The organism is Propylenella binzhouense (assembly GCF_009866965.1).
Taxonomy (GTDB): domain Bacteria; phylum Pseudomonadota; class Alphaproteobacteria; order Rhizobiales; family Afifellaceae; genus Propylenella; species Propylenella binzhouense.
The window spans coordinates 62,462-81,570 of the sequence record NZ_SPKJ01000003.1; the positions used below are offsets into that span (position 1 = coordinate 62,462).

The 19,109-nt window shown below is 65.7% G+C and carries 23 protein-coding genes and 1 tRNA gene; 2 read left to right on the forward strand and 22 right to left on the reverse strand.

The genetic code is table 11. The features are described 5' to 3' along the window. Nucleotides 1-247 precede the first annotated feature (247 nt). Both E4O86_RS01755 and E4O86_RS01760 read left to right on the forward strand, forming a co-directional pair. Nucleotides 248-334, forward strand: a tRNA-Leu gene (locus tag E4O86_RS01755). A gap of 128 nt (nucleotides 335-462) precedes the next feature. Continuing rightward, entirely contained in the window at nucleotides 463-954 is a 492-nt protein-coding gene (locus E4O86_RS01760; protein WP_161138796.1) for a hypothetical protein, read from the forward strand. A gap of 91 nt (nucleotides 955-1,045) precedes the next feature. Here E4O86_RS01760 and E4O86_RS01765 read toward each other — a convergent pair whose 3' ends face one another. From E4O86_RS01765 to E4O86_RS01870, 22 genes are all read right to left on the reverse strand, one after another. After that, a complete protein-coding gene (locus E4O86_RS01765; protein WP_161138797.1) occupies nucleotides 1,046-1,558 on the reverse strand; it encodes a hypothetical protein in 513 nt (170 codons plus the stop codon). A 48-nt stretch (nucleotides 1,559-1,606) separates the two neighbouring features. After that, nucleotides 1,607-3,130 carry a hypothetical protein gene (locus E4O86_RS01770; protein ID WP_161138798.1) on the reverse strand — a complete coding sequence of 508 codons (1,524 nt, stop codon included), beginning with the start codon at nucleotides 3,128-3,130 and terminating at the stop codon, nucleotides 1,607-1,609. 436 nt (nucleotides 3,131-3,566) lie between these two features. Beyond that, nucleotides 3,567-6,377, reverse strand: coding sequence for a D-alanyl-D-alanine carboxypeptidase family protein (locus E4O86_RS01775; RefSeq protein WP_161138799.1), 2,811 nt, complete (start codon nucleotides 6,375-6,377; stop codon nucleotides 3,567-3,569). 31 nt (nucleotides 6,378-6,408) lie between these two features. Further along, nucleotides 6,409-8,010 carry a terminase large subunit gene (locus E4O86_RS01780; protein WP_161138800.1) on the reverse strand — a complete coding sequence of 534 codons (1,602 nt, stop codon included), beginning with the start codon at nucleotides 8,008-8,010 and terminating at the stop codon, nucleotides 6,409-6,411. Then, nucleotides 7,979-8,359 (reverse strand): phage terminase small subunit P27 family, encoded by a 381-nt coding sequence (locus E4O86_RS01785; protein ID WP_161138801.1) that lies wholly within the window; start codon nucleotides 8,357-8,359, stop codon nucleotides 7,979-7,981. Before E4O86_RS01785 ends, E4O86_RS01780 begins: the two co-directional genes overlap by 32 nt. Then, complete coding sequence (locus E4O86_RS01790; protein ID WP_161138802.1) at nucleotides 8,356-8,658, reverse strand: head-tail adaptor protein; 303 nt, start codon at nucleotides 8,656-8,658, stop codon at nucleotides 8,356-8,358. The genes E4O86_RS01785 and E4O86_RS01790 overlap by 4 nt, the downstream gene beginning before the upstream one ends. Continuing rightward, nucleotides 8,655-9,068, reverse strand: a complete 414-nt coding sequence (locus E4O86_RS01795; RefSeq protein ID WP_161138803.1) for a DUF3168 domain-containing protein — start codon at nucleotides 9,066-9,068, stop codon at nucleotides 8,655-8,657. Before E4O86_RS01795 ends, E4O86_RS01790 begins: the two co-directional genes overlap by 4 nt. Next, nucleotides 9,061-9,486 carry an HK97-gp10 family putative phage morphogenesis protein gene (locus E4O86_RS01800; protein ID WP_343039066.1) on the reverse strand — a complete coding sequence of 142 codons (426 nt, stop codon included), beginning with the start codon at nucleotides 9,484-9,486 and terminating at the stop codon, nucleotides 9,061-9,063. Before E4O86_RS01800 ends, E4O86_RS01795 begins: the two co-directional genes overlap by 8 nt. A gap of 1 nt (nucleotide 9,487) precedes the next feature. Continuing rightward, nucleotides 9,488-9,757, reverse strand: coding sequence for a head-tail connector protein (locus E4O86_RS01805; protein ID WP_161138805.1), 270 nt, complete (start codon nucleotides 9,755-9,757; stop codon nucleotides 9,488-9,490). Then, complete coding sequence (locus tag E4O86_RS01810) at nucleotides 9,747-10,274, reverse strand: hypothetical protein (RefSeq protein WP_161138806.1); 528 nt, start codon at nucleotides 10,272-10,274, stop codon at nucleotides 9,747-9,749. Before E4O86_RS01810 ends, E4O86_RS01805 begins: the two co-directional genes overlap by 11 nt. Before the next feature lie 2 nt (nucleotides 10,275-10,276). Next, nucleotides 10,277-10,633 (reverse strand): phage tail protein, encoded by a 357-nt coding sequence (locus E4O86_RS01815; RefSeq protein WP_161138807.1) that lies wholly within the window; start codon nucleotides 10,631-10,633, stop codon nucleotides 10,277-10,279. After that, nucleotides 10,630-10,782, reverse strand: a complete 153-nt coding sequence (locus E4O86_RS01820; RefSeq protein WP_161138808.1) for a hypothetical protein — start codon at nucleotides 10,780-10,782, stop codon at nucleotides 10,630-10,632. Before E4O86_RS01820 ends, E4O86_RS01815 begins: the two co-directional genes overlap by 4 nt. Before the next feature lie 3 nt (nucleotides 10,783-10,785). Continuing rightward, complete coding sequence (locus tag E4O86_RS01825; protein WP_343039067.1) at nucleotides 10,786-11,061, reverse strand: HNH endonuclease signature motif containing protein; 276 nt, start codon at nucleotides 11,059-11,061, stop codon at nucleotides 10,786-10,788. 68 nt (nucleotides 11,062-11,129) lie between these two features. Then, a complete protein-coding gene (locus tag E4O86_RS01830) occupies nucleotides 11,130-11,582 on the reverse strand; it encodes a phage tail assembly chaperone (RefSeq protein WP_343039068.1) in 453 nt (150 codons plus the stop codon). 163 nt (nucleotides 11,583-11,745) lie between these two features. After that, nucleotides 11,746-12,216, reverse strand: coding sequence for a hypothetical protein (locus tag E4O86_RS01835; RefSeq protein ID WP_161138811.1), 471 nt, complete (start codon nucleotides 12,214-12,216; stop codon nucleotides 11,746-11,748). 69 nt (nucleotides 12,217-12,285) lie between these two features. Then, nucleotides 12,286-13,857, reverse strand: coding sequence for a phage major capsid protein (locus E4O86_RS01840; protein ID WP_161138812.1), 1,572 nt, complete (start codon nucleotides 13,855-13,857; stop codon nucleotides 12,286-12,288). Further along, nucleotides 13,854-14,144 (reverse strand): hypothetical protein, encoded by a 291-nt coding sequence (locus E4O86_RS01845; RefSeq protein ID WP_161138813.1) that lies wholly within the window; start codon nucleotides 14,142-14,144, stop codon nucleotides 13,854-13,856. The genes E4O86_RS01840 and E4O86_RS01845 overlap by 4 nt, the downstream gene beginning before the upstream one ends. Then, nucleotides 14,141-14,521: a gene transfer agent family protein gene (locus E4O86_RS01850; protein ID WP_161138814.1), complete on the reverse strand. Its 381-nt coding sequence runs from the start codon at nucleotides 14,519-14,521 to the stop codon at nucleotides 14,141-14,143. The genes E4O86_RS01845 and E4O86_RS01850 overlap by 4 nt, the downstream gene beginning before the upstream one ends. Continuing rightward, nucleotides 14,514-15,635, reverse strand: a complete 1,122-nt coding sequence (locus tag E4O86_RS01855; RefSeq protein ID WP_161138873.1) for a phage portal protein — start codon at nucleotides 15,633-15,635, stop codon at nucleotides 14,514-14,516. The genes E4O86_RS01850 and E4O86_RS01855 overlap by 8 nt, the downstream gene beginning before the upstream one ends. Nucleotides 15,636-15,842: 207 nt before the next feature. Continuing rightward, nucleotides 15,843-17,525 carry a site-specific integrase gene (locus E4O86_RS01860; protein ID WP_161138815.1) on the reverse strand — a complete coding sequence of 561 codons (1,683 nt, stop codon included), beginning with the start codon at nucleotides 17,523-17,525 and terminating at the stop codon, nucleotides 15,843-15,845. 416 nt (nucleotides 17,526-17,941) lie between these two features. Continuing rightward, nucleotides 17,942-18,346 carry a hypothetical protein gene (locus tag E4O86_RS01865; RefSeq protein ID WP_161138816.1) on the reverse strand — a complete coding sequence of 135 codons (405 nt, stop codon included), beginning with the start codon at nucleotides 18,344-18,346 and terminating at the stop codon, nucleotides 17,942-17,944. 229 nt (nucleotides 18,347-18,575) lie between these two features. Next, a complete protein-coding gene (locus tag E4O86_RS01870) occupies nucleotides 18,576-19,055 on the reverse strand; it encodes a hypothetical protein (RefSeq protein WP_161138817.1) in 480 nt (159 codons plus the stop codon). Between the last annotated feature and the right edge of the window lie 54 nt (nucleotides 19,056-19,109).

Genomic DNA, 19,109 nt, shown 5'->3' on the forward strand with positions numbered 1-19,109 from the left:
TTTCGGCGGTTGACGGCAGGGCGGCCGAACGTATGATCCGCCGGCCCGAGACGGCCCAGTGGCGGAATGGTGGACGCGGCACACTCGAAAAGTGGTCTGTCCACCGTTCCACAGAGATCACGGCGAGCTGAAAAGCTGTAGGAAGCGAGGGGGGGTAGCCAGGTAGGAAATCTGCGGTCGAGGAAGCCTCAAAAGCGTCAGGTGCAGGATGGGTGCAGAGCGCGGAGGCCGGAATCGGCGGCAATGTGCGGGCGTGGCGGAATTGGTAGACGCAGCGGACTCAAAATCCGCCGTCCTCACGGATATGTCGGTTCGAGTCCGACCGCCCGCACCACTTTATTTTCTGGGCAAAATCAAGGACTTACGGCAGGTTCGTCAAAGATTTTGTAGCAGAATTTGTAGCTGGTTTTGGAGCACGGCCGATCCGCATGGGCGTGCTGAGGGCGGTTGAGGATCGCTCGCATGTGGTTGCTGAACTTCGTAGGCGTATGCGCGAGCTTTGTCGGCTCAGTCGTGTTGGCGGTAAACGAACTTGGCCGGCTTCGGCAATTGGAGATTCGGCGGATCGAACGCAACCGAATGCGGCTGCTTAGGATCGCTGAGAGCTTAGAGAGCGCGTATGCGAGCGCTCGACAGGCGAAGCTTGCGGGAAAACCAGGACGTGACTTAAACGCCTTCAGTGCGCTCATGGCTAAGCGTTTGAACGTTGAGGGAAGAATACACAATCGGCTTCGCAAGACATACGGGTTGCCGACGCGCGGTATTGCGTGGCCAGAGTGGCAACTGCAGCCGGAATTGATCAATTTCAGCTTCAATGAAATTTTTCAGGCCATCAGTGAGCGCCCCTTCGACCAGAACGTTGCCATGGCACGTTGGCGAAAATGGGGATTCGGTCTGCTAACCATCGGCTTTGGCTGTCAGTTCGTGTTGGCGATTCTGCAGCTTTTTCAGTAGTGCGTTGCGCCGGCCCTCAGTGGCCGGCGCACGGACAGGCGACATGGTCTTGCTGGGCGTCAACGCTCGTCAGGTCGCCCGTCCGATCTGGTCAGGCTTCGGGAGCCTCCACTGGGATTTCGATGATCTCGATCTCTTCAATGAAAACGGGATCGAGGACACACTCGGCTTCGTCGCGGCCGTTGAAGTAGGCGAGCACGACGCTCTTGTGCACTTCCGTCGCCGCCAGGATCGCGCGCGTCACCCTCACGTTCCTGATCTCGCCGGTGGGGGTCTCGCGATCCTGAAGGATTCCAAAGCGAGACCAACGCCGCGCGAACCACTCGGCCTTTTCACGGCTAAGGGTCCAGGACAGGCCGTTGAGGATGAAAGCCTCGGGATCGTCATCGTCGGCGCAGGACACGCCGCGCCACACCTTCACGACTTCGGGGAGCTGATCGTAAACGGCCCGATCCTCGGGCGACATGCAGGATCCTCGATCCGGGTGCTCTGCGCGCCATAGATCGAGCCAGTCTTCGGTCGAGCGGTGAAGTCCTTCCTCGTGCTGCCAAAGGTCGGCGACGGAAGGCCAATAGCCGACAGGGTGAAGGTCTAGATCGGGCATTTCTTCTCCGGTGCGTCTGGTGCTGCCTATAGCGGGAAAGCGGCGGCTCTACCGGGGGTGCGACGGGCTGTCGCAGGGCGGGCCGGTAGAGCGAAGATCAGGCCGGCGGGTCTCAGGCGGCCTCGGGGCGAGGAAGAGCCGTAGCGGCGCGCTCTGCGGCTTCAACGTCCGCCCGGATCGTGTCGGGCCACACGTCCGCGTGCTCGCCGAGGGCGATGATGATGCTGTCCTCGTCGACCGTGCCGGAGAAGGGCGAGGGCTTCGCGGCGAGGGCAGCGGCAACGATCGCGGCGAAGACAGGGGCCGGGAGATAGGTCGACATTCGGAATCCTTACGTGTTTTCAGGAAGTTAGCGCCGGAAGGTTTGTTGATGGCGCAGACTCCTTTTGAGTCATGCGGAACCGCATTGCAAGCAGTTTCGTTAGAAGCGGACGTTTTTCGCGGAAGTAAGTCAGTATTGACTTGTCGCGTTGCCTTCGTCCGCTCGGATATGATCTCATTCCGGCGCTGTTCATAGAGGCGCTTAGCTTCCTCGCGGAGAGCGTTGTCTGCGGATAGAAGCCGCGAGCCAAGCATCTTCCTGGTGCGGCCGAGGGTCTTCTCGGTGTAGCGAACCCATCCGTCCGGGTCGTGTTGCTCGCGGATGTCGGCTTGGTGCTCGCGGCCTGCCTTCGTCCAGGTTCCGCCGACGCGCTTGAGAGCGTCTTCGATCCGGGGAAGCTCATTGTCGTTCGCAGCGATCCCGCCGTGAATGTGAAGCCGGCCGCTGCACGTTGCCTCCGGGATGATCCACAGGTGCACGGGACGCTCAAGGGCAGCCTCGAGGGTGCGCTTGAGGCGCTTGAAGATCGCAGCGGAGAACGAACCCGAAGCGAGCGCCTTCCTGGTCACGTCCGCGTCGAGGTTGAGGGAGAGCGCATAGGGCGCGCCGAAGGACGTAAGGGCGCGGTTCAGAAACGTGCCGCGGAGGATTTCGGTTGAGCGTTTCCAGTCCGGGGGAAGGCGGTGGTCGCGGATCGTGAGCGTGTTCTCAGGTTCGGACGTAGGGGTGTTGCGCGTGAGGGTCTTGGGCGTAGACGTGTTGCGCGTGAGGGTGTGAGAGGGGTTGGAGGGGGTGTTCGGAGGGGTGTTCGTTTCGGCCACTAAAGACGATCCCGACACGCTCGCGGCGGACGTGCTCGAAACCCTAGGAATCATGCCGCTTCTGCGATCCCGCGACGCGCTCGTGCGGGGGAGGCTTCGTCCTTTTCGGCCCACCGGCTTGCAGGTCGTTTCGGAGGCCGGGCCGCTCGTTCCGAGCTCCGCGTCAAGCTCGGCATCGGTGAGCTCGTCGGCCGGCTTGTGCTCGGGAGCCATCGCCTTCGCCGCAGGCCGGCTGTTGTCGTTCCCAAGCCGCGCGAGCATGCTTTCGATCTCGGCGGCCGGGATCGGCGCGAGCGGATCGCTCTCGATCGGGCGCGCCATGCAGATTTCATCAAGCTCGGCGAGGAAGCCGTCGAGGTCGTCTTCGGTCTCCGTTTCGGTTGTTACCGGTTGCACGGCCTCACCGGATTTGCTATATTCAGTTCGCAAGCAGTTGATCCTTTTGTGTGTGGGCCGCCCTTCTCCTTCGGGGCGGCCCTTTTTCTTCGCCTAGTTCCTTTCGATCCTGTCGCAACGATCCCGTGATCTGGCGCGCGTGTCTTCGGCGTCAGGTCGTGCGGCGTTTCTTGTAAGGGGAAGCCACACACACAATTCTCCCGTCGATTGACAACGGGGCCGATGGACACGAGCGCCCGAATGAGATCGGGTCGCGTCCTCTGTGTGGTGTGGCCTATAGGTTAGCGCAGCCTGCGGGCGCGGATCAACTGGAAACGATCCGCGGGGCGCTAGTTTCTATTTCGGATTTACGTAATGACGAACAAAAATCCACTAGGAGGCACGAGGCGACGGAAGAACCTCGTCAGGTAGGTCGGGCCATCCGAGGGCCGTCTTCCGTCGCCTGGGCCGAATATGGGGGCCGCCTGAGTCAGCGGCGGCCGTAGAGAAGGTTGCCAGGGCGCATCTGTTTGTGAAGCTCCTCGGCAACGAGGCCGCGAACGGTCTTGTCCATGCGCGCCGCGAGATCGTCGCCGAGCTTCTTGTCCGCGTCGGGTCCGCGCGATCCGCCTTCCACCCTTACGTCGATCCGCGGGGCGATCGTGATGTTCTGATCGCCGCCACGCGGCGCGGAGAGCGCAGGCGAGCGGATCGCGGGTGCCGAGCCGACAAAGCCGCCGGCCGCGAAGGCCGGGACGTTGCCGCTGTTGATCGCGTCGAGAAGTGCCCGGTTCCGCCTCGTGGCCTTGGCGTTGACGACGAACTCGCCATTCGAGAGCTGGGCCGGCACGCTGTCGGACGTGCCAGTGCCGGGGCCGGTGACGTAGCCGCCGCTCGCAAGCGGGATCGGCGCGCCCGTCATCACGGTCGCAAGTGCCTGTCCGACGGCCTTCCCCTTGCCGCCGCCTCCGCCGGCCGAGAGGCTGCCGGGGCTCGGGAAGACGGCGTTGAGCGCCAAGTCGATAAGCCGATCGGTCAGCCGGGAGACGGCGTTCGCGAGCGCATCGGCGAGGCTGGCGCCGTGCGCCAAGTCCTTCAAAAATCCCCCGAGGCTGTCCTTCCCCAAGCTGTTGAGCTCGGCCGCGGCTTCGTTCGCGGCCTGTTGCGCTGCCTCGGTCGCCTTCAAGGCTTCCTGCTTGGCGTAGAGCTGGCGCACCTCGGCCGCGATCGCCTGTCCGGCCGCAGACGAGGCCGAGACGCCCGCCTGTTGAAGCGCATTGTAGACGGCTTGCTCTTCGGCCGTGCGGCTGAGCTGGTCCTGCTCGAAACGGAGCGACGCGACGAGCTCCGCCACGGCCTGTTGCTGCTCGCGTGCGGCCTGTGCGGTCTTAGCGCGCCACAAGGCTTCCACCTCGGCCGTGATGCGCTGTCCGTCCGCGCTCTCCGCGGTGACGCCCGCCTCTTTGAGCCGGCGGTTGATCTCGACTTCCTTCGTGGTCGCGGAGAGGGCGTCGCGTTCGCTGCGGAGGGCCTCAACAACGCGCTCGATCGCCTGCCGCTGACGCTCTGCCGCCTGGGCGGCTTCGTCGCGGGCGCGGGCGTCGGCGGCCGAGGTGTCGGGGTCCCCCATTGCGGGCGCGCCGCGGAGGTTCGCCGGCTCGATATGCCACGCTTCGTTTGCGAGGGGGAATGCGAGGCCGAACTGCGCTGCAAAGGTGTGCGCCCACTCGCGGGCCGCCTCGTCGGCGAACTTGAGATCGGCGGCCTCGCCGAGATTGTGAAAGCTCTTGCCGGGAGGCGCGACCCAGCGACGTGCCTCGGCCTCGCTGCCGTATTTCGCGACGGCCTGCGCGAAGAGCTCGGCCTGCCGCTCCACGGATCGCCTGCCGCTCGTCACCTCGATCGCGTGCCCGGCCTCTTTCGCCGCGTCGATGAAGCGCTGCAAAGCGGTGCCGAACTGCGCGTCGAGATCGGCGAGCTTGCCGGTGAGCGCGGGTGCGGCCGTCGCGCCGCCGGTGCCGGCATAGCGGGTTTGCGCGAGGTGCGCCTCGTGCCGGCGGAGCTCGTCGAGATACGACGCCGAACTCGCCATCGCGTCCGCGATCGCCTGGGCGGCCGAGACGCCACTCTTGCCGGTGAGATCGAGCGAGCCGCGGAGCTTGTCGACTTCCGCGCGGAGGCGGAGGATCTGGCCTTCCGTGTTCTCGATCGAGCCACGCGGAATGAGATCGCCGCGGGCCTGGGCTTCGCGGAGAGAAGTCAGGCGCTTCTCGAGGCGGCCGATCGAGGTCTCGAGGCGCTCGATCTTCTCGCCGGCTTCCTGCGAAGCCTGGGCGAGGCCGGGGCCTTCCCGGCTGAGGCGGTTCCAGGCGGTTGTCGCGGCGTCGACGATCCCCTTGCCGCTGTCCAGCTCGTCGTTGAGCGCGCCGAGGAACTTGAACAGGTCATCATCGGCGATCGTCTTGAGATCACGCGCGAAGGTGGCGACGGCCTCACTCGCGCGCACGAGGAGCGGCGCCAAACTGACGAGCGCCTCGTTCAGGTTCGTGTCGATCACCTGGGAAAGGACGCCGAGCCGCGTCTCAAGGGCCTCCGCCTTCGTGAGGAGCTGATCGTCGACGATGAGGCCGAGCTCGCGGGCGCGGCGGGCGAAGTCGTCCAGGGCCGCGGAGCCGCCTCCGAAGATGCGCACGAGGTCAACGCCCGCGTCGCCGAAGACGGCCGCGCTGAGCGCCGCGCGATCGGATGCGGTCGCGGTGCGCTGGATTGCGTCCGCGACGGCTCGGAGGCGCTCTTCCTGCGTCTTCGCGTTGACGATCACCTTGAGGAGCTCGGGGTTGAGAACCTTGAGCTTCTCGGCGATCTCGCCGTGTCCGGTCGCCGCCATGCCGGCGTTCCGCGCGAAGCTGAGGAGCGCCGAGTTGAGGGATTCCTGCGAGACGCTGGCCTCGGTCGCGGCGAATCCGAGCGACTGATAGAAGGCCGAGCCGAGGCCGGCGGTGCGGGCGGTCTTGGCGATCTTGTCGAAATCGCTGATCGCCGAGCGCGCCTTGCCGATCGCGCCCGCGAAGCTGGCGATGCCGGCGAGCACGCCGCCGGCCGCGAAGGACGCCGCGAACCCGGTAAGGCTGCGGCCGGCGTTGAGCGCCGAGGCCGAGACGGACGAAAGGTGCGCGTCGAGACGCTTCGACGCCTTCGCGCCGCGATCCTCGATCGCCTGCCAGTTCTTCGAGGCGGTGCGGTTCGCCTTCGCGAAGTTCTTCTCAAATTGCGTGATCCTCGCCTCAAGTGCGACGATCAAGCGTTCTGTGTCTTTATCGGCCATCGGTCTTTCACCAAACTAGATCAGAGACGGAAATGCTCGAATCGTCATAGATCGAGCGGTGATGTTCTCCGGCTGCGGCGCGCGCGACTGCCATAGCTGCGGCAACTGCGCCGTCGATTCGGTCTTTCGACTTCCCCTTGTGGAACGCCTTGTTGCCGGCCTTGTCGGTCTCAACCGCGATGTTGTCGAAGTTCCAGCGGAGCACGGGATGGCCGCCATGCTGGAACTGCCGGCCGACAATCGCCCGCTCAAGTTCCTTGATGGCGGGCGCCATCGTCACCCATCCCTGCCGCATCTCGACGGCCGGAAAGCCATCGTCGAGGAGGTTGTTGAGCATGTTGCGCGCGAGGTGCGGGTCGAAGGCGATTTCGCGCACGTCGAAGCGGTCGCAGAGATCGCGGATCGTGTCCTCGACGGCGCGGAAGTCGACCACGTTTCCGGGCGTCGGGGTTATGAAGCCTTCGTCCGCCCATTGCGGATAAGGCACGCCATCGCGATCGGCGCGGGCGCGGAGGTTGTCCGCCGGGCAGAAGAACCACGGATGCACCACGTAGCCGCCGGCCTCGGTGCGCCACGCGGCGACGATCACGGTGAGGTCGGAATTGGAGCTGAGGTCGACCGCGAGCCAGCACGGTTCGCCGATGAGCTCCTCGAGGTCGACCGAAGCCGCGCCCTCGTCATAGATGCTCATGTCGACGAAAGGCTCGGCCGAGTGATCGAGCCAGATGTTGAGATGAAGCTGCCGGAAGGCGTCGCGGTCGCCGGGGCGGTTCTCCGCCTCACGGGCGAGCTGGCGCAGTCCTTCGATGTCGGGATAGCCGTGCACGAGTCCGGGGTTCACATGATGCCAGAGCCGTTCGTCACGCCAATCCGCATCGCGGTCGGCCTCGAAGAGGATCGGGAGCGTGCTCGGGTCTTCGATCTCGCCGCGCGCGACCTTCCGGGCGTAGTCGACGATATCGTGCGCGACGTTCTCCTGCCCGCGGCCGGCGGTCGTGGCGACGATGAGGAGCGAGCCGGGAACCTTGACGAGGCCGGTTCGCAACACGTCCCATAGGTCGCGCTTTTTCCAGGCGTGAAGCTCGTCGGCGAGCACGAAAACCGGGGTCCGGCCGTGCTGCGTGCCGGCATCGGCGGAGATCGCTTCCAGGAAGGAACCGGCCTTGCTGTAGGTAAGCCGGTTGCGGAAGTCCTGCACCGCGACGGCCGAGCTCACGCGCTTGTCGGCGCGCACGATCCCGAGCGCCTCCGCATAGCCGAGGCGGGCTTGCTTCCGGTCGGCCGCGGCGAAGAGGTTCTCGCCGCCCGGAACCTTCTCGGGGCCGATCGTATGCAGGAGGGCCAGGGCCGCCGCGAGGCTGGTCTTCCGATTCCCGCGCGGGAGGAGGAGCACGACGTTGCGCACGATCCGGCGGCCGGTCGCGTCGCACGGACCATAGATGCGGCGCACGACCCGCTCTTGCCAGGGGTCGAGCTGGAACGCTCGGCCGGGCGCGCGGCTCTTAGGGTGCTTGAGCCGCCGAAGGAACTCGACGGCGCGCTCCCCGTAGCCGAGCGGATCGGGAATCTCCGATCCGTCAAAGAGCCAGCGGGGAGAGGTCGTCGTCATCGTCGTCGTTACGAACCGAGGGCCGGGAGCGGGAGACCGGCGTGAGGCCGAGCTCGGCCGCGAGCTGGCGTGCGGTCTGTGTCGCCTTGTCCTGCATGCGAAAAAGAGCGGGGTCGACCGTGCCGGCCGCACGGATCATGCGTTCGATCTCGCGGACGCGGCCGATGCTCACACAGTAATTCTCGACGCTGCCCATGTCGGCATCAGTGATCACGCGGCGCTCGATCAGGAGCGGCATGATGCGCTTCCACTCGGCCTTGGCGTCTTTCGAGAGCCAAGTCGGCGGGCGCGGCGCCGATGCCAGGGCATCGCGGTCGCTCACGATCGAGGCGGGCTTCCGTCCCTTCACGGCGTCGGACCTTTCGTCGTGGTGGTGATTTCCAGTCCGCGCCGCCGGCCGAGCTCGCGAACCTCGACGATGTTGCGCGCCTCGCCGGCATAGATCAGGCGATCGGTCGGGACGATCGAGGCGAAGCGGGTGCGAAAGGTCGTGCGCGACTCGCCATCGTCGGCCGTAGCGCCGTCGACGATCTCGGCGCGAAGCGTGGCGATCGTGGTCCAGGTCGACGCCTCGCGGCCGTAGCCGTCGATCGCGACGGTTGCCCGTTCGATGATGACGAGGCGGTCGAGCTTGCCGGCGCGGATCATGCCAGCCGCTCCGTAAGGGCCTCGATCGTCACGACGCCATGCCCGAACTCGCCGGCCGGATCGCGCATGAACCGCGCCGAGGCGAGCGTTAGGTCGACGAGCCGGTGTCCGTCGAGGATCCAGGAATCAGCCGCGTCGAGGGCCTCGCGAACGGCCTCGGCGATCACCTTCACGTCGACGAGCGCGCTTTCGCGGGTCCAGACATGCACGTCCAACACGACGTTGACGTGCCGGCGATCGAGGGTGAGCCCGGCGGGGCTCGTGCTTCCGATGCCGATCAGGATGCTCGGGAACGTCTCGGGTCGGCCGCGGTCGACGATCGCCGATGCCGCGACGAGCGCCGTCACGCCCGGATCGGCGACGAGCCGGGAGCGGATGGCGGCCTGCAAAGCGAGCGCGGGGTCAGTCATTGCGCCAGTGCTCCCGCACGGCCTTGCCGACCGCCCGCTTGATCCTGCCTGTGATGCGCTTCTTGTTGAGCCTGTAGCTGGGCCAGAAATATGCCTGCGCCGGTGCGTTCGCGGTGCCATACTCGACGAGGTGCGCGTATCTCACCTCGCTGTTTCCGGCCGTCACGAGCGCCTCGAGCTCGCCCGCGACGCGCGAGCCGCCGGGCTGGCTGTAGGGCGGCGTCGTGCCGCCGGGCGGCGTGACAGCGATCGAGTCGCGGAGATCGCCCTCGTCGACGGGCGCCAGGCGCTTCATGCGGTCGGCGAGCTCCTCGGCGCTCTTGATCAGCGCCGGCTTCACAGCTTCCTTCGCGGCCTCGGGGATCGCCGCGAGCCGCTTCTCGAGGCGTGCAAGGCCGGGGTTCTTCCGTCGCGCCACCTCAGAATCCCCATGCGCGATGCGCCGCGAGCAAGTCGTGCACCCCTTTCGGGAACGGCTCGGCGCCCTCCCGGTCTTCATAGAGCGCCGCCACGAGCTGCCGGATCGCTTCGCCGATCTCGGGCGGAAGCGGATCGTAGTCGGCGAGGTCTTTGCCGACATAGAGCGCGATCCAGCTCTCCGCCGTCTCGATCTTGGCGGTGATCAGGTCGTCATCGGCGTCATCGGTGATGTTGAGATGCGCCTTCACGGCTGCGAGATCAGAGATCATGACACGGAAACTCCATTTTGGGCCGATCTTGCGCGAGGCTCCCTGCGCCGGTCCCCGTGTATTCTTGGAAGTTCTTCACATCCCCCGGCTTCTTCTTCCGCCTCGGCTTGACCGGTGTCGTGAGTGCGCGTTCGGCGCTCCAACCCTGCCGGTGGCGATAGTGAAGCTGTGTGAGGCCGATCCCGGTTTCACGCGACCAAGCCGGAAGGGGGAGCGTGCGGCCGTTGAAGGTGAAGGTTCTGTGTTCGCTGCGGCCGAGGCCACGGCCGGTCATCACACCATCGCGTGCCTCGGCCTCCGCGATGCGGTCCAGGGCCTCGCGGTGGATACGGACGGGATCGAGACCGGCGGCCTCACATACCTCGCGGAAGTCGGTGGCGTTCCCCTTGAACCAATCGCGCGCGCGCGCCGTCGCAAGAACTTCGGTCGAGGCAACGGGATTCGCCGTGGCGTCGGTGATCGCTTGCAAGAGCACGGCAGCCCAAAGTGCGCGCATGCGGAGAGCTTCGTCATCCATACTCATTCCTCGAGGGTGAAGGACTGCGTGAACGTCGCCGTCACCTTTCGCAGACCGACCGAGAGGCGCTCGTCGTTCCATTCCTCGGCCGTCCACTTGCGGATCGCGGCCTCGCCGGGGAGCGCGTAGAGGAACGGCGTGGTGCCGCCGTGCGCCTCGAGGAAGGCGAGAATCTCGTCGGCCTGGGCTGCCGTGAGAACTTCCCAGGTGAGGTTCATGATGCGGCGCTGGTGGTTGAGACCGTCCTTCGACGCCTGGGTGTAGCCGTCGCCGAACTCCGCCTTGAGGATGCGGGGCTTGATGTTGGAGACGAGGCCGGGCGAAGGGGCGATCGGCGGATCGAAGGTGTAGAGGCTCAATCTTCGATGATCCGCACGAGCTCAAGAACACCGGGCTGCAACAGGAGAACCCTGTAGTCAGGACCAACGATCTGTTTGACCTGCTCTTTGATTTCGCGGCGATAAACCGCGTCCGCGACATTCGACTTGAGGATGATGAGCTTCGGCATGGATCAGTTCTCTCGTTTCTCTTGCGCCTGCTTGGCGCGGGAATGGCAAGGGGTGCAGAGCGGCTGCCAGTTTGACCGGCGCCAAAAGAGCTTCATGTCGCCGCGGTGCGGGGTGATGTGGTCGACGACGGTCGCGGGTGCGCCGCAGCGCTCACAAGTCGGATGCGCGGCGAGATAGGCCGCGCGCTCACGCTGCCACTTGCTGTCATAGCCGCGCTCGCGGGCGCTCGGCCGGTTCTGATCGTGCCGGGCCTTCCGTTCCCGGTCGGCCGCAAGCATGTGCTGACAGCGGGAGCCGGGAGCGACGGCGCAGCCGCACGTGCGGATCGAGGGGGCGCGGGTCGGCATTAGGCGGCCGTCCTCTTCTCGCGCTTCACCTTCTTGGTGCCGATCGAGGCGAAGGCCGTGCGGAATTTCTGGTCCAGGTCGCCGGGAGCCTGGGGCTTGTCCGGGGTGCCGCCGAAGAGGGCGGCGAGGAGCTCCATACGGCCCTCATAGGCCGCCATGATCTCCGCCGGGGTTGCCTGCCATGCCTCGGCCGGGGTCCAGCCGAGCGCGCCCGTGGCGAGCACGAAGAGCTTCTCGTGATGCTCGCGGAAGGTTGTCGAGGCCGCCTTGTGCTTTGCCTCCGCGTCCGGGTCCGCGTCCGGGTCAATACCGGCGAGGGCATAGACAAGCCGGGCGAGCGGCTCGGTGATCGAACCCGCGAGCATGACGAGCGGGCCGTTCGCGAGCCGCTTGAGGGTGGCGGGGATCGTCGAGGGGCGGTCAGCCGTCTCGGCGATCATGTCGGCGATCACAGAAAGCCGGCAATCCACAACGGCCCGAAGCAAAGCATCGAAGCCGCCGTGTCGGCGTTCCAGGCGATATGCGGCGCGAAGTGTCGGGCGAAGGTGAAGAACTTCGCCGTGAACGCTGATCGTGATCTCGTCATCTCCGAGCCGCATCTCATTTCACCTTGCCCTAAACGCCCGCCTCGGCCTCGACTTCCAGAATCTCGGAGTCGATCGAGAGCGAATAGGTGCGCTTCACCACGTCCGAGCCGCTGCCGAACGAATGCTTGTAGGACATAACGCGCGCGCGGAAGTAGAAGGTGGTCGGCGTGCCGGTCGCGTCCGGCTTGTCGTTCATCTCGACCTTGATGTTGTAAGCATCGTCGGCCGCGACGGCCGCGTTCATCGCCTGGGCGCCCGCGTCGGACGGGTCGTAGATCACGACGATATCGTGCGTTCCCGCGTCGCGCGGTCCTTTGAGCTTGCGGCGGCGGGCGTCGCCGATCGTGGTGACGGTGATTTCTTCGGCGCTGTCGCCGAACTCGCCGAGATCCTCGACGTCCTTCACCTCGACGAAGGTATCGGCCTCGTAGGCGGCGAGGTTAGCCGCCGCCGCGGTCGTGCCGATGTAGAACTTCGACTTTGCAGTCGTGCTTGCCATTCTCTTGAATCCTTTCGGAGCGGGTCGCGGCTCTCAGGCCGCGCCCGTCAGTTCATCGGTTGATGGGGATCAGGCCGCGCACTGCAGCTTGACGAAGCGGTCCGGGTGCGTGACGTCCGCGCCGACGCGGCGACGGGCGTGGAACCGAACCTGTCCCTTCGTGGCGAGGCTGTAGGGATCGCGGAGCACGCTGAGCGCGACACGATCCACGATGCGGAAGCCCTGGAGGTCGCCGAAGAGGATCGGGAAGGCGTCCGCCTCGATATCGTCCATGTCGACGGCCTCGACGATCGGCCGGCCGAGAAGGGTCGACGGCGCACCCTGAGAGATCGGATCGAGCACGAGATAGCGCCCGTCGCCGTCCTTCCACTTGCGCACGGTGCCGAGCGTGTTGCGGTTCATCAGCCAGATGCCGCGCTGCGCGTGCGCGGTCGGGAGGCTGTGATAGAGGCCGATCAGCACGTCCGCGGGGTTCGTGGTCGGGAAGCCGCCGGCCGCGCCCGTGGTGACGCTCGTGATGCCCGAGGCGACCATGAGTCCCTTCGGCTGGCCGGAGCCGGTTCCGTTCACGAACGCCGCGCCCTCGGTCTTGCCGAAAGACTCGGCAAAGTCGGCCATCAGCTCGCCCTCGAGGCCGTAGGAATTGTCCTCGAGGAGCTGCGTCGAGATATCGGTGAAGGTCGCGAGCTCGTGCGGGGTGAGCGTGATCTGCTCGAAAGCCGGCTCGGATGCGGTGCGGTCGGCGGTCTCGGCAACCCACGTCGCCGCGGTGCTCGCGGTGCGGCGGGGGAACTTCACTTCGCCGGCCGTGATGTTCATGACGCGGGCGTAGGCCCGGATCGGGCTGTATTCGACGAGGAGCTTGATGAGCTCGGAAGCGAACTGCTCCGGGGCGAGGTAGCCGCCGGCCGCGTCATTGGCCGCGACGAGGCTCTTGATCTCCTCGGCGCCCATGCGTTCCACGCCGCGGCGGGCGAACTGCACGAATGCCTTCGTCTCGAGGCCGTTGTCGTTCTGCGCCTGCATGTCGGCCGTCATGCCGGGCCGGTTGAGGCGCGCCTCGAGGCGGTCCAGCCGGTCGGTGAGCTTGCCGAAGCCCTTCACGCTGTCGGCGAGCTGATCCATCTTCGTCTCGAGCGCCGTGAGGGCCGGCGCGGCTTCATCTTCCATATCATTTCCCTGGTCTGCGGCCGCGCCTGCGGCCTTCGCTTCGGTGATCCGGGCGCGGGGATGCGCCGGAACTGCCACGACGCTGATCTCCGCGAGATCAAGGGCCGTGATCGTGCGGCCGCCACCTCGGCGAGCCGCAGATTTCTTCGTCGAGAAGCCGATCGACAAACCGCGGATGGCGCCTTCGCGGATCAGAGCGCGCACCTCGCGCGCACGCTCGACTTCGGCGATCAGCAACCGGCCGCGCACCTCGAGGCCGCGGTCGGTTTCCTCGACGTGATCCCACACACCGACGGCCTGGGCCTGATCGTGCGCGAAGAGCATGGGGAGCGGGCCGGCGGTCCCGGCGAATGCGCCCTTTTCGATCACGTCGCCCACACGATCCGGCGAGCCGAAGGGCCAAGCGATGCCGGTGATCTCGCCAGCCTCGTCGACGCTGAGGGCGGCTTTGATCTCGAGGTGCTCGTTCATGCGCCGAACTCGCGCACGACGTTCGCGACGGTGATCGTGTCGCCGCCGTTCACGTCGCCGTATCGGGCGATGAGGTCGGCCTTGATCGCGATCGGGTCCGCCGCCGCGGCGATGAGGGTGGAATAGCCGATGACATGCGACGCGATCAGCACGAGCTCAACCGTCTCGCCGGTGTCGGCGATCGTGGCCGTGATCTCCTCACCCGGCGCGGCGTCGAGATCGCCGCGGTGAAGCACGTCGAAGGGCGTCGGGTCGGCCGGGAGCTCGGCCTCGAGAAGGCGGATCATGCAGGGTCCCCATGCAGATAGGCGGTGAGCTCGGCGTCCTCGGCCGCGAGCACGTCGCCCACGTCTTGGGGCGCGCCGAAGAACACGGTTTCGAGGATCGCGACGGCGAGCTCGTGCGCCTCGACGAGCGGTCGGACGGCCGTGTAGGTCGTGACGAGGGCCGCGGCCGTCTCGGGATCGAGGCCGCCGCCGATCAGCGCGAGGCGGATCACGGCGACGATCTCGGCGTGCTTGAAGTCGCCGGCAAAAATTCGCCGGCAAAGGCCGCCGATGCCCGATCCGGTGATGCGCTCGAGCTCGGCGATGAGCGGCGGGGTGAGCGCGAAGACGTGTTCGAGGTCGGCGTAGAAGCGGCGAAGGGTCGGGGCGTCAGGCATCGGCCGGTGCTCCGGTGTTCGTGTTGGACGTGGTGTAGGGAGAGGCGAGCGTGTCGCCGTCCGGGTGTGCCGGGAGGTTCTCCCAGCGGCGAACCTCATTGGCGGTGACGGAACCGGACGCCCGGAGCTTGGTGTAGGCTTCCGCGCGCGTCTTCGTGTCGCCGCGGAGAAGATCGTCCACGACGAACTCGACGCTGTAGGTGTCGCGTTCCTCGGGCGTGAGAAGAACCCGCCGATAGGCCGCCTCCCAGGCGCGAAGCCAGGGCAGGAGCGTGTAGGTGACGAGCTGGCGCCCCATTTCCTCGCTGTTGCCCCAGGTCGCGCGGCTGTAGTCGGCCAGGAAAACGGGCGGAACGCGGAAAGCGCGGGCGATCTCGCCGAGCTGGAACTGCCGCATCTCCGCGAATTGCGCGTCGACACTGGTCAGGGCGAGCGACTGAAAGCTCGCGCCGCCATCGAGCACGGCCGTCGAGCCGCTCTTGTCGCCGCCGTGAGCGGCCTGCCATGCGGTCTTTGCCCGCGTCGCGCCCTCGGCCGACAAATTGCCGGGGAAGCTCACAATGCCTGAAGGCCGTGCGCCATTGGCGAAGAGCCGCGCGGCGTGCTGCTCAAGCGTCAAAGCGAGGCCGATTGCCTCCCTCGCGGTCGCGATCGGGGCGACGCCGCCGGGGGCCGGAAGGTGCAGGACGGTGCGGCGGTCGAGGTCGCGGTGTCCGCGGCCCTCGGTCACGCGATAGACCGGCTCGCCCGTTGCCATGTCGGCGAGCACTTGGACGCGCGTCGGATCGAGGCGGAGGAGCTCGACGACGCGGCCGTTGACGATGTTCGCGAACGCGAAGCCGCCGCCGTGAAGCAAGGCGTCCCTGGTAAGGGCTTCGCGGAACTGCGCGGCGCTCGTCCAGTCGTTCGCGTCATCATGGATCAGCGCATAAGCGGGGTGCGACGGATCGGGCTCTTTCCCGCCGTCTTCGCTTCGCATGAAGACTTTCGCGGGGAGCGTTCCGCAAGTGGAAGAGATCAACCCGACCGCTGCCGCCACGGCAGGAACGCGAACGGCAGTGGTCGGGTTGACACTCGGGCCGGCGATGGAAGGGGAAACCCCGAAGAGCTCCATCAACGCGGCGTCGGGACTGGCGAGCGTCGCCGCTTTCGCTTCAAGCCCGAGAAGCGACCGAACACGATTACTGAGATCGGCGAATGCCAAAGCTGCGTCCTGCCAGCCATTTTTGACTGACACTATTCTAGCGCAGACTAGGACGATATGCCTAGGGTAAAATTCCTATAGACGCGAAAATTCTTGCCGGGAGTCAGGTTTCCTCACTCAAGCCAAGGCTGAGAGATCGAGGCCGTCGTAGTAGAGCCGGTCAATCCCCTGCTTGAGCGCCTCGACCGAAACGTCATGCTCGTATGTCGCGCCCGCGGAACTGTCGGCGTGCCCGCATAGCTGGTCGCGGATGCTCTTCTCGACGCCTGCTAGGGCAAGTCCGGTCTTGAAGGTGTGGCGGAACGAATAGAAGTCCTTCCCGCGTTCCTTCACGCCCACCTTCGGCAGGTAGGTGTTGTTGACGCGCTTCGGCAGGTATTTCGGGAAGTGCTGGTTGAGGGTAGGGGGCCGCCCCTCGGCCTCCGCCTTCGCGTCGGCGTAACGCTTCGCGCGCATGCCCTGGTCATACCATTCGGGGAACAGATGCGTCGCGCCGGCCTTGCGGAGCTCGGCAACCCGTTCCGCAAGGCCGAGCTCGACGAGGGTCCGGTGAACCGGGATCGTGCGCCGGGAGCCGGCGTTCTTCGTCTCCTCCTCGACGGTGAAGGCGAGCACGCCGCGCACATGGCGCACGCTGTCGAGTCGCATCTGCGCGAGCTCTGACGGTCGCGTGCCGGCGAAAAGCGAGATGAGCATCGCCCACTCGGTTTCACCTAGCGCCTTGCCTGGGGCGAAGGCGGGCGGGCCGAAGATCGCGGAAAGATCGCCGGGCGTGAACGGGACGCGCGGCGGTTTCGACTTGTCCTTCTTGTAGCGGACTTGGACGCCCGAGGCTGGATTGTCCGGGATGATGTCGTTGCCGGCGCACCATGCGAAAATGGCATGCAGACGTTGCAGCCACTTGTCCGCCACGGTGCGCGCGGTGAGCGTCGGGAAGGGGGTCGGGCGCTGCTTGTTGGCCTCGATCGCCTCCGGGAGCGTGAGGCCGGGGAACCGCTTCGATGCGTTCGTAGGCGTGTCGAGAAGCGCGTTCTTGTAGGCGTTCACGTCGCGTCTCGTGATCGCGTAAACGGGCCGAGGGCCGCCGAGGAACTCGTTGAACATGCGGGTCGAGACGATGTGCTCGTGCTGCATGGCCGGGCTCGGGGCGCGCTCTTTCAGGAACTTGGGGAGGAGATCGTCGAGCGTAAGCAGGCTCTCGTCGGACACGATGCGGGCCGCATGGGGGTCGGTCGCCTCGGGCTTCTCGGCCGGCTGTGTGAAGATCGGATGCGTCGGCGTGCCGGTGAAGTCGCCTTCATCGCGCTCGGCGGTGCGCGCGAGGGATTCCAGCTCGGCGGTCGCGAGAGTTCGGGCGTGCGATCGCCACTCGGAACTGCCGGGCTCAAGCCGGTCTGTGCCCTGGTCCGCGAACTTCCTCATGATCCAGCCGACCGTGGCTTGTATCTCCTGATCCGGCGCCGCGCCGGCGATCACTCGCCGAAGCCGGGCGACGTAGCCCTCGTCAATTCCGTCCATCGCCGCGAAGCGCGGATCGCTGTCGCGAATCTCGGCGTCAAACGCGGTCTGGTCGGCATAGTGCTGTAGCGCCATGTCGCGCGCAGAGAGCCGCCGGCCGCGCCTGGGGCGCGGAACGTCCTGCTTGGACGGCTGTCGGCGCGCGGCGTCAATCTGAGCCTTGAGGCGTGCCACAGCCGCGGCGTGCTTGCCCGAGCGGATCGCCGTCATGCGGTCGGTGCCGATCAGTTCCAGGAGCTCCCGCTTCCCGAGAATCGGTCTGACATCGGCCGGAACGGTCACGCGCGCATATATCTGTCCGTTGCGGTCCAGGAGGTTCTTGACGGCGGTCATTGGAGCCTGATTTTGGGTTCGACGAAAAATGGCCAAAACTTTTTGTAGCAAATTTTGTAGCAGATTTTGGAGCCTAGTCCATTGGAAAAGCTGAAAGTTTCGGAATGACAGTGACTTGGGTTTTGTAGCGTGCGGGGTCCGACCGCCCGCACCACCACCCTGACTGGCCTTTCCAAGGTTGGGGTCGAGGGTTCGATTCGCTTCGCTTGGTCAATTCGCTGCCGTTGGCAGACTCTGTTGGCGAGAGGCCGCTTCGGCTCGCGTGCGGGCTGCCGGTACCGGAGTGGGTCCTCCAGGGCTCGATGGTCTGCTCCCCGACAATCGCGGCCCTACACCGCCGCGGAGAGCGGGCGCCTCGCCGGTGCCTATTCGCTCATCATGCGGATCATCGCGTCCGGCGCGCCCTGGCGCTTCGACTTGTCGAGCCAGAAGCGTCCCTCCAGCGCGTTGAAATCGCCGAGCCAGAATTCGTAATAGGCCTTCGTCGATGGCAGGTTGAAGCTGTAGATTTCCTTCGTCTGGGAATATTTCACAGTCCAACACGACGCGTAGAAGCAGAATCTGGCGTTATTGCCCTGCAGCAGCTCGATCGACGAATGGTTGTCCGGATCCACCCATTTGCGGTTCTCCGGCGTCCAGATCCAGCTGCCGGACCATTTCAGCGTAAACTGGGCAAGATGGATTTGCGCATCACCGGAACCTCCGGGCGCAGGCTGCAAGCCTGTCGTGGAAGCCAGCGCGAGCATGGCCATTGTCAGAAGTGTCTGCATAATCCGCCTCTTTGATCGGTTGGGTGCGGAAAGCCATGACCATCGAAGGGTGCGCAGGCCCGGCCGGTCACGTCATGGAACAGTCATGGGGTCAAGACGGCGACCGGCAAGAACACCGTGCCGGTCGCCGATCCTGTCGGATCGAGCCCGTTAGTAGCCCTCACTGACCAGGGTGCCGTTGTCGTTGTGGATGCCCGGCCGCATGTTCTCCCCTCACGCGCCGGCGGCGCTAGCCGCCATTGGCCGCGACGCACTCGTTGAGGCGCTTGTAGGCCTTGGCGGTCGAATTGTTGAACTTGACGGTCCCTGTCTTCTGCTTGCCGCCGAAGGAAGCGGTCCAGGTATAGCCGCGGTTCTTGACGATCTTTTCCATCAAGTATCGGTCGACGCCGGAGATGACGAGACGCCCGCCTTGCCCGCCCGAATAGATCTGCACGAGTTCGTTGTCTCCGCCGATATTGATGTTGCCCTCTTCCTCATGCCCCTTGGCCAGCCCATTGGACGAGGTGCTGACATAAGTGTTGCCGTTGGTGCTTATCGACATCAGATGCAGGTTCTGGAAGATCGCACGGCAGTTGATGGCGCCGCCCTTCACGTCCTGCTGGGTGAACCTCCAGCCATCGAATCCCTGTCCGTAGGGCTCTTCCCCGGCATGGGCTGCGCCCGCCATCAGGAGCGCCGCGATGCTGGCGCCGATGAAGATCTTCATTCGCACGTCCCTCTCCCTCTTTCGATCTGGATCTCTGATGGATAAGTGCGTTTC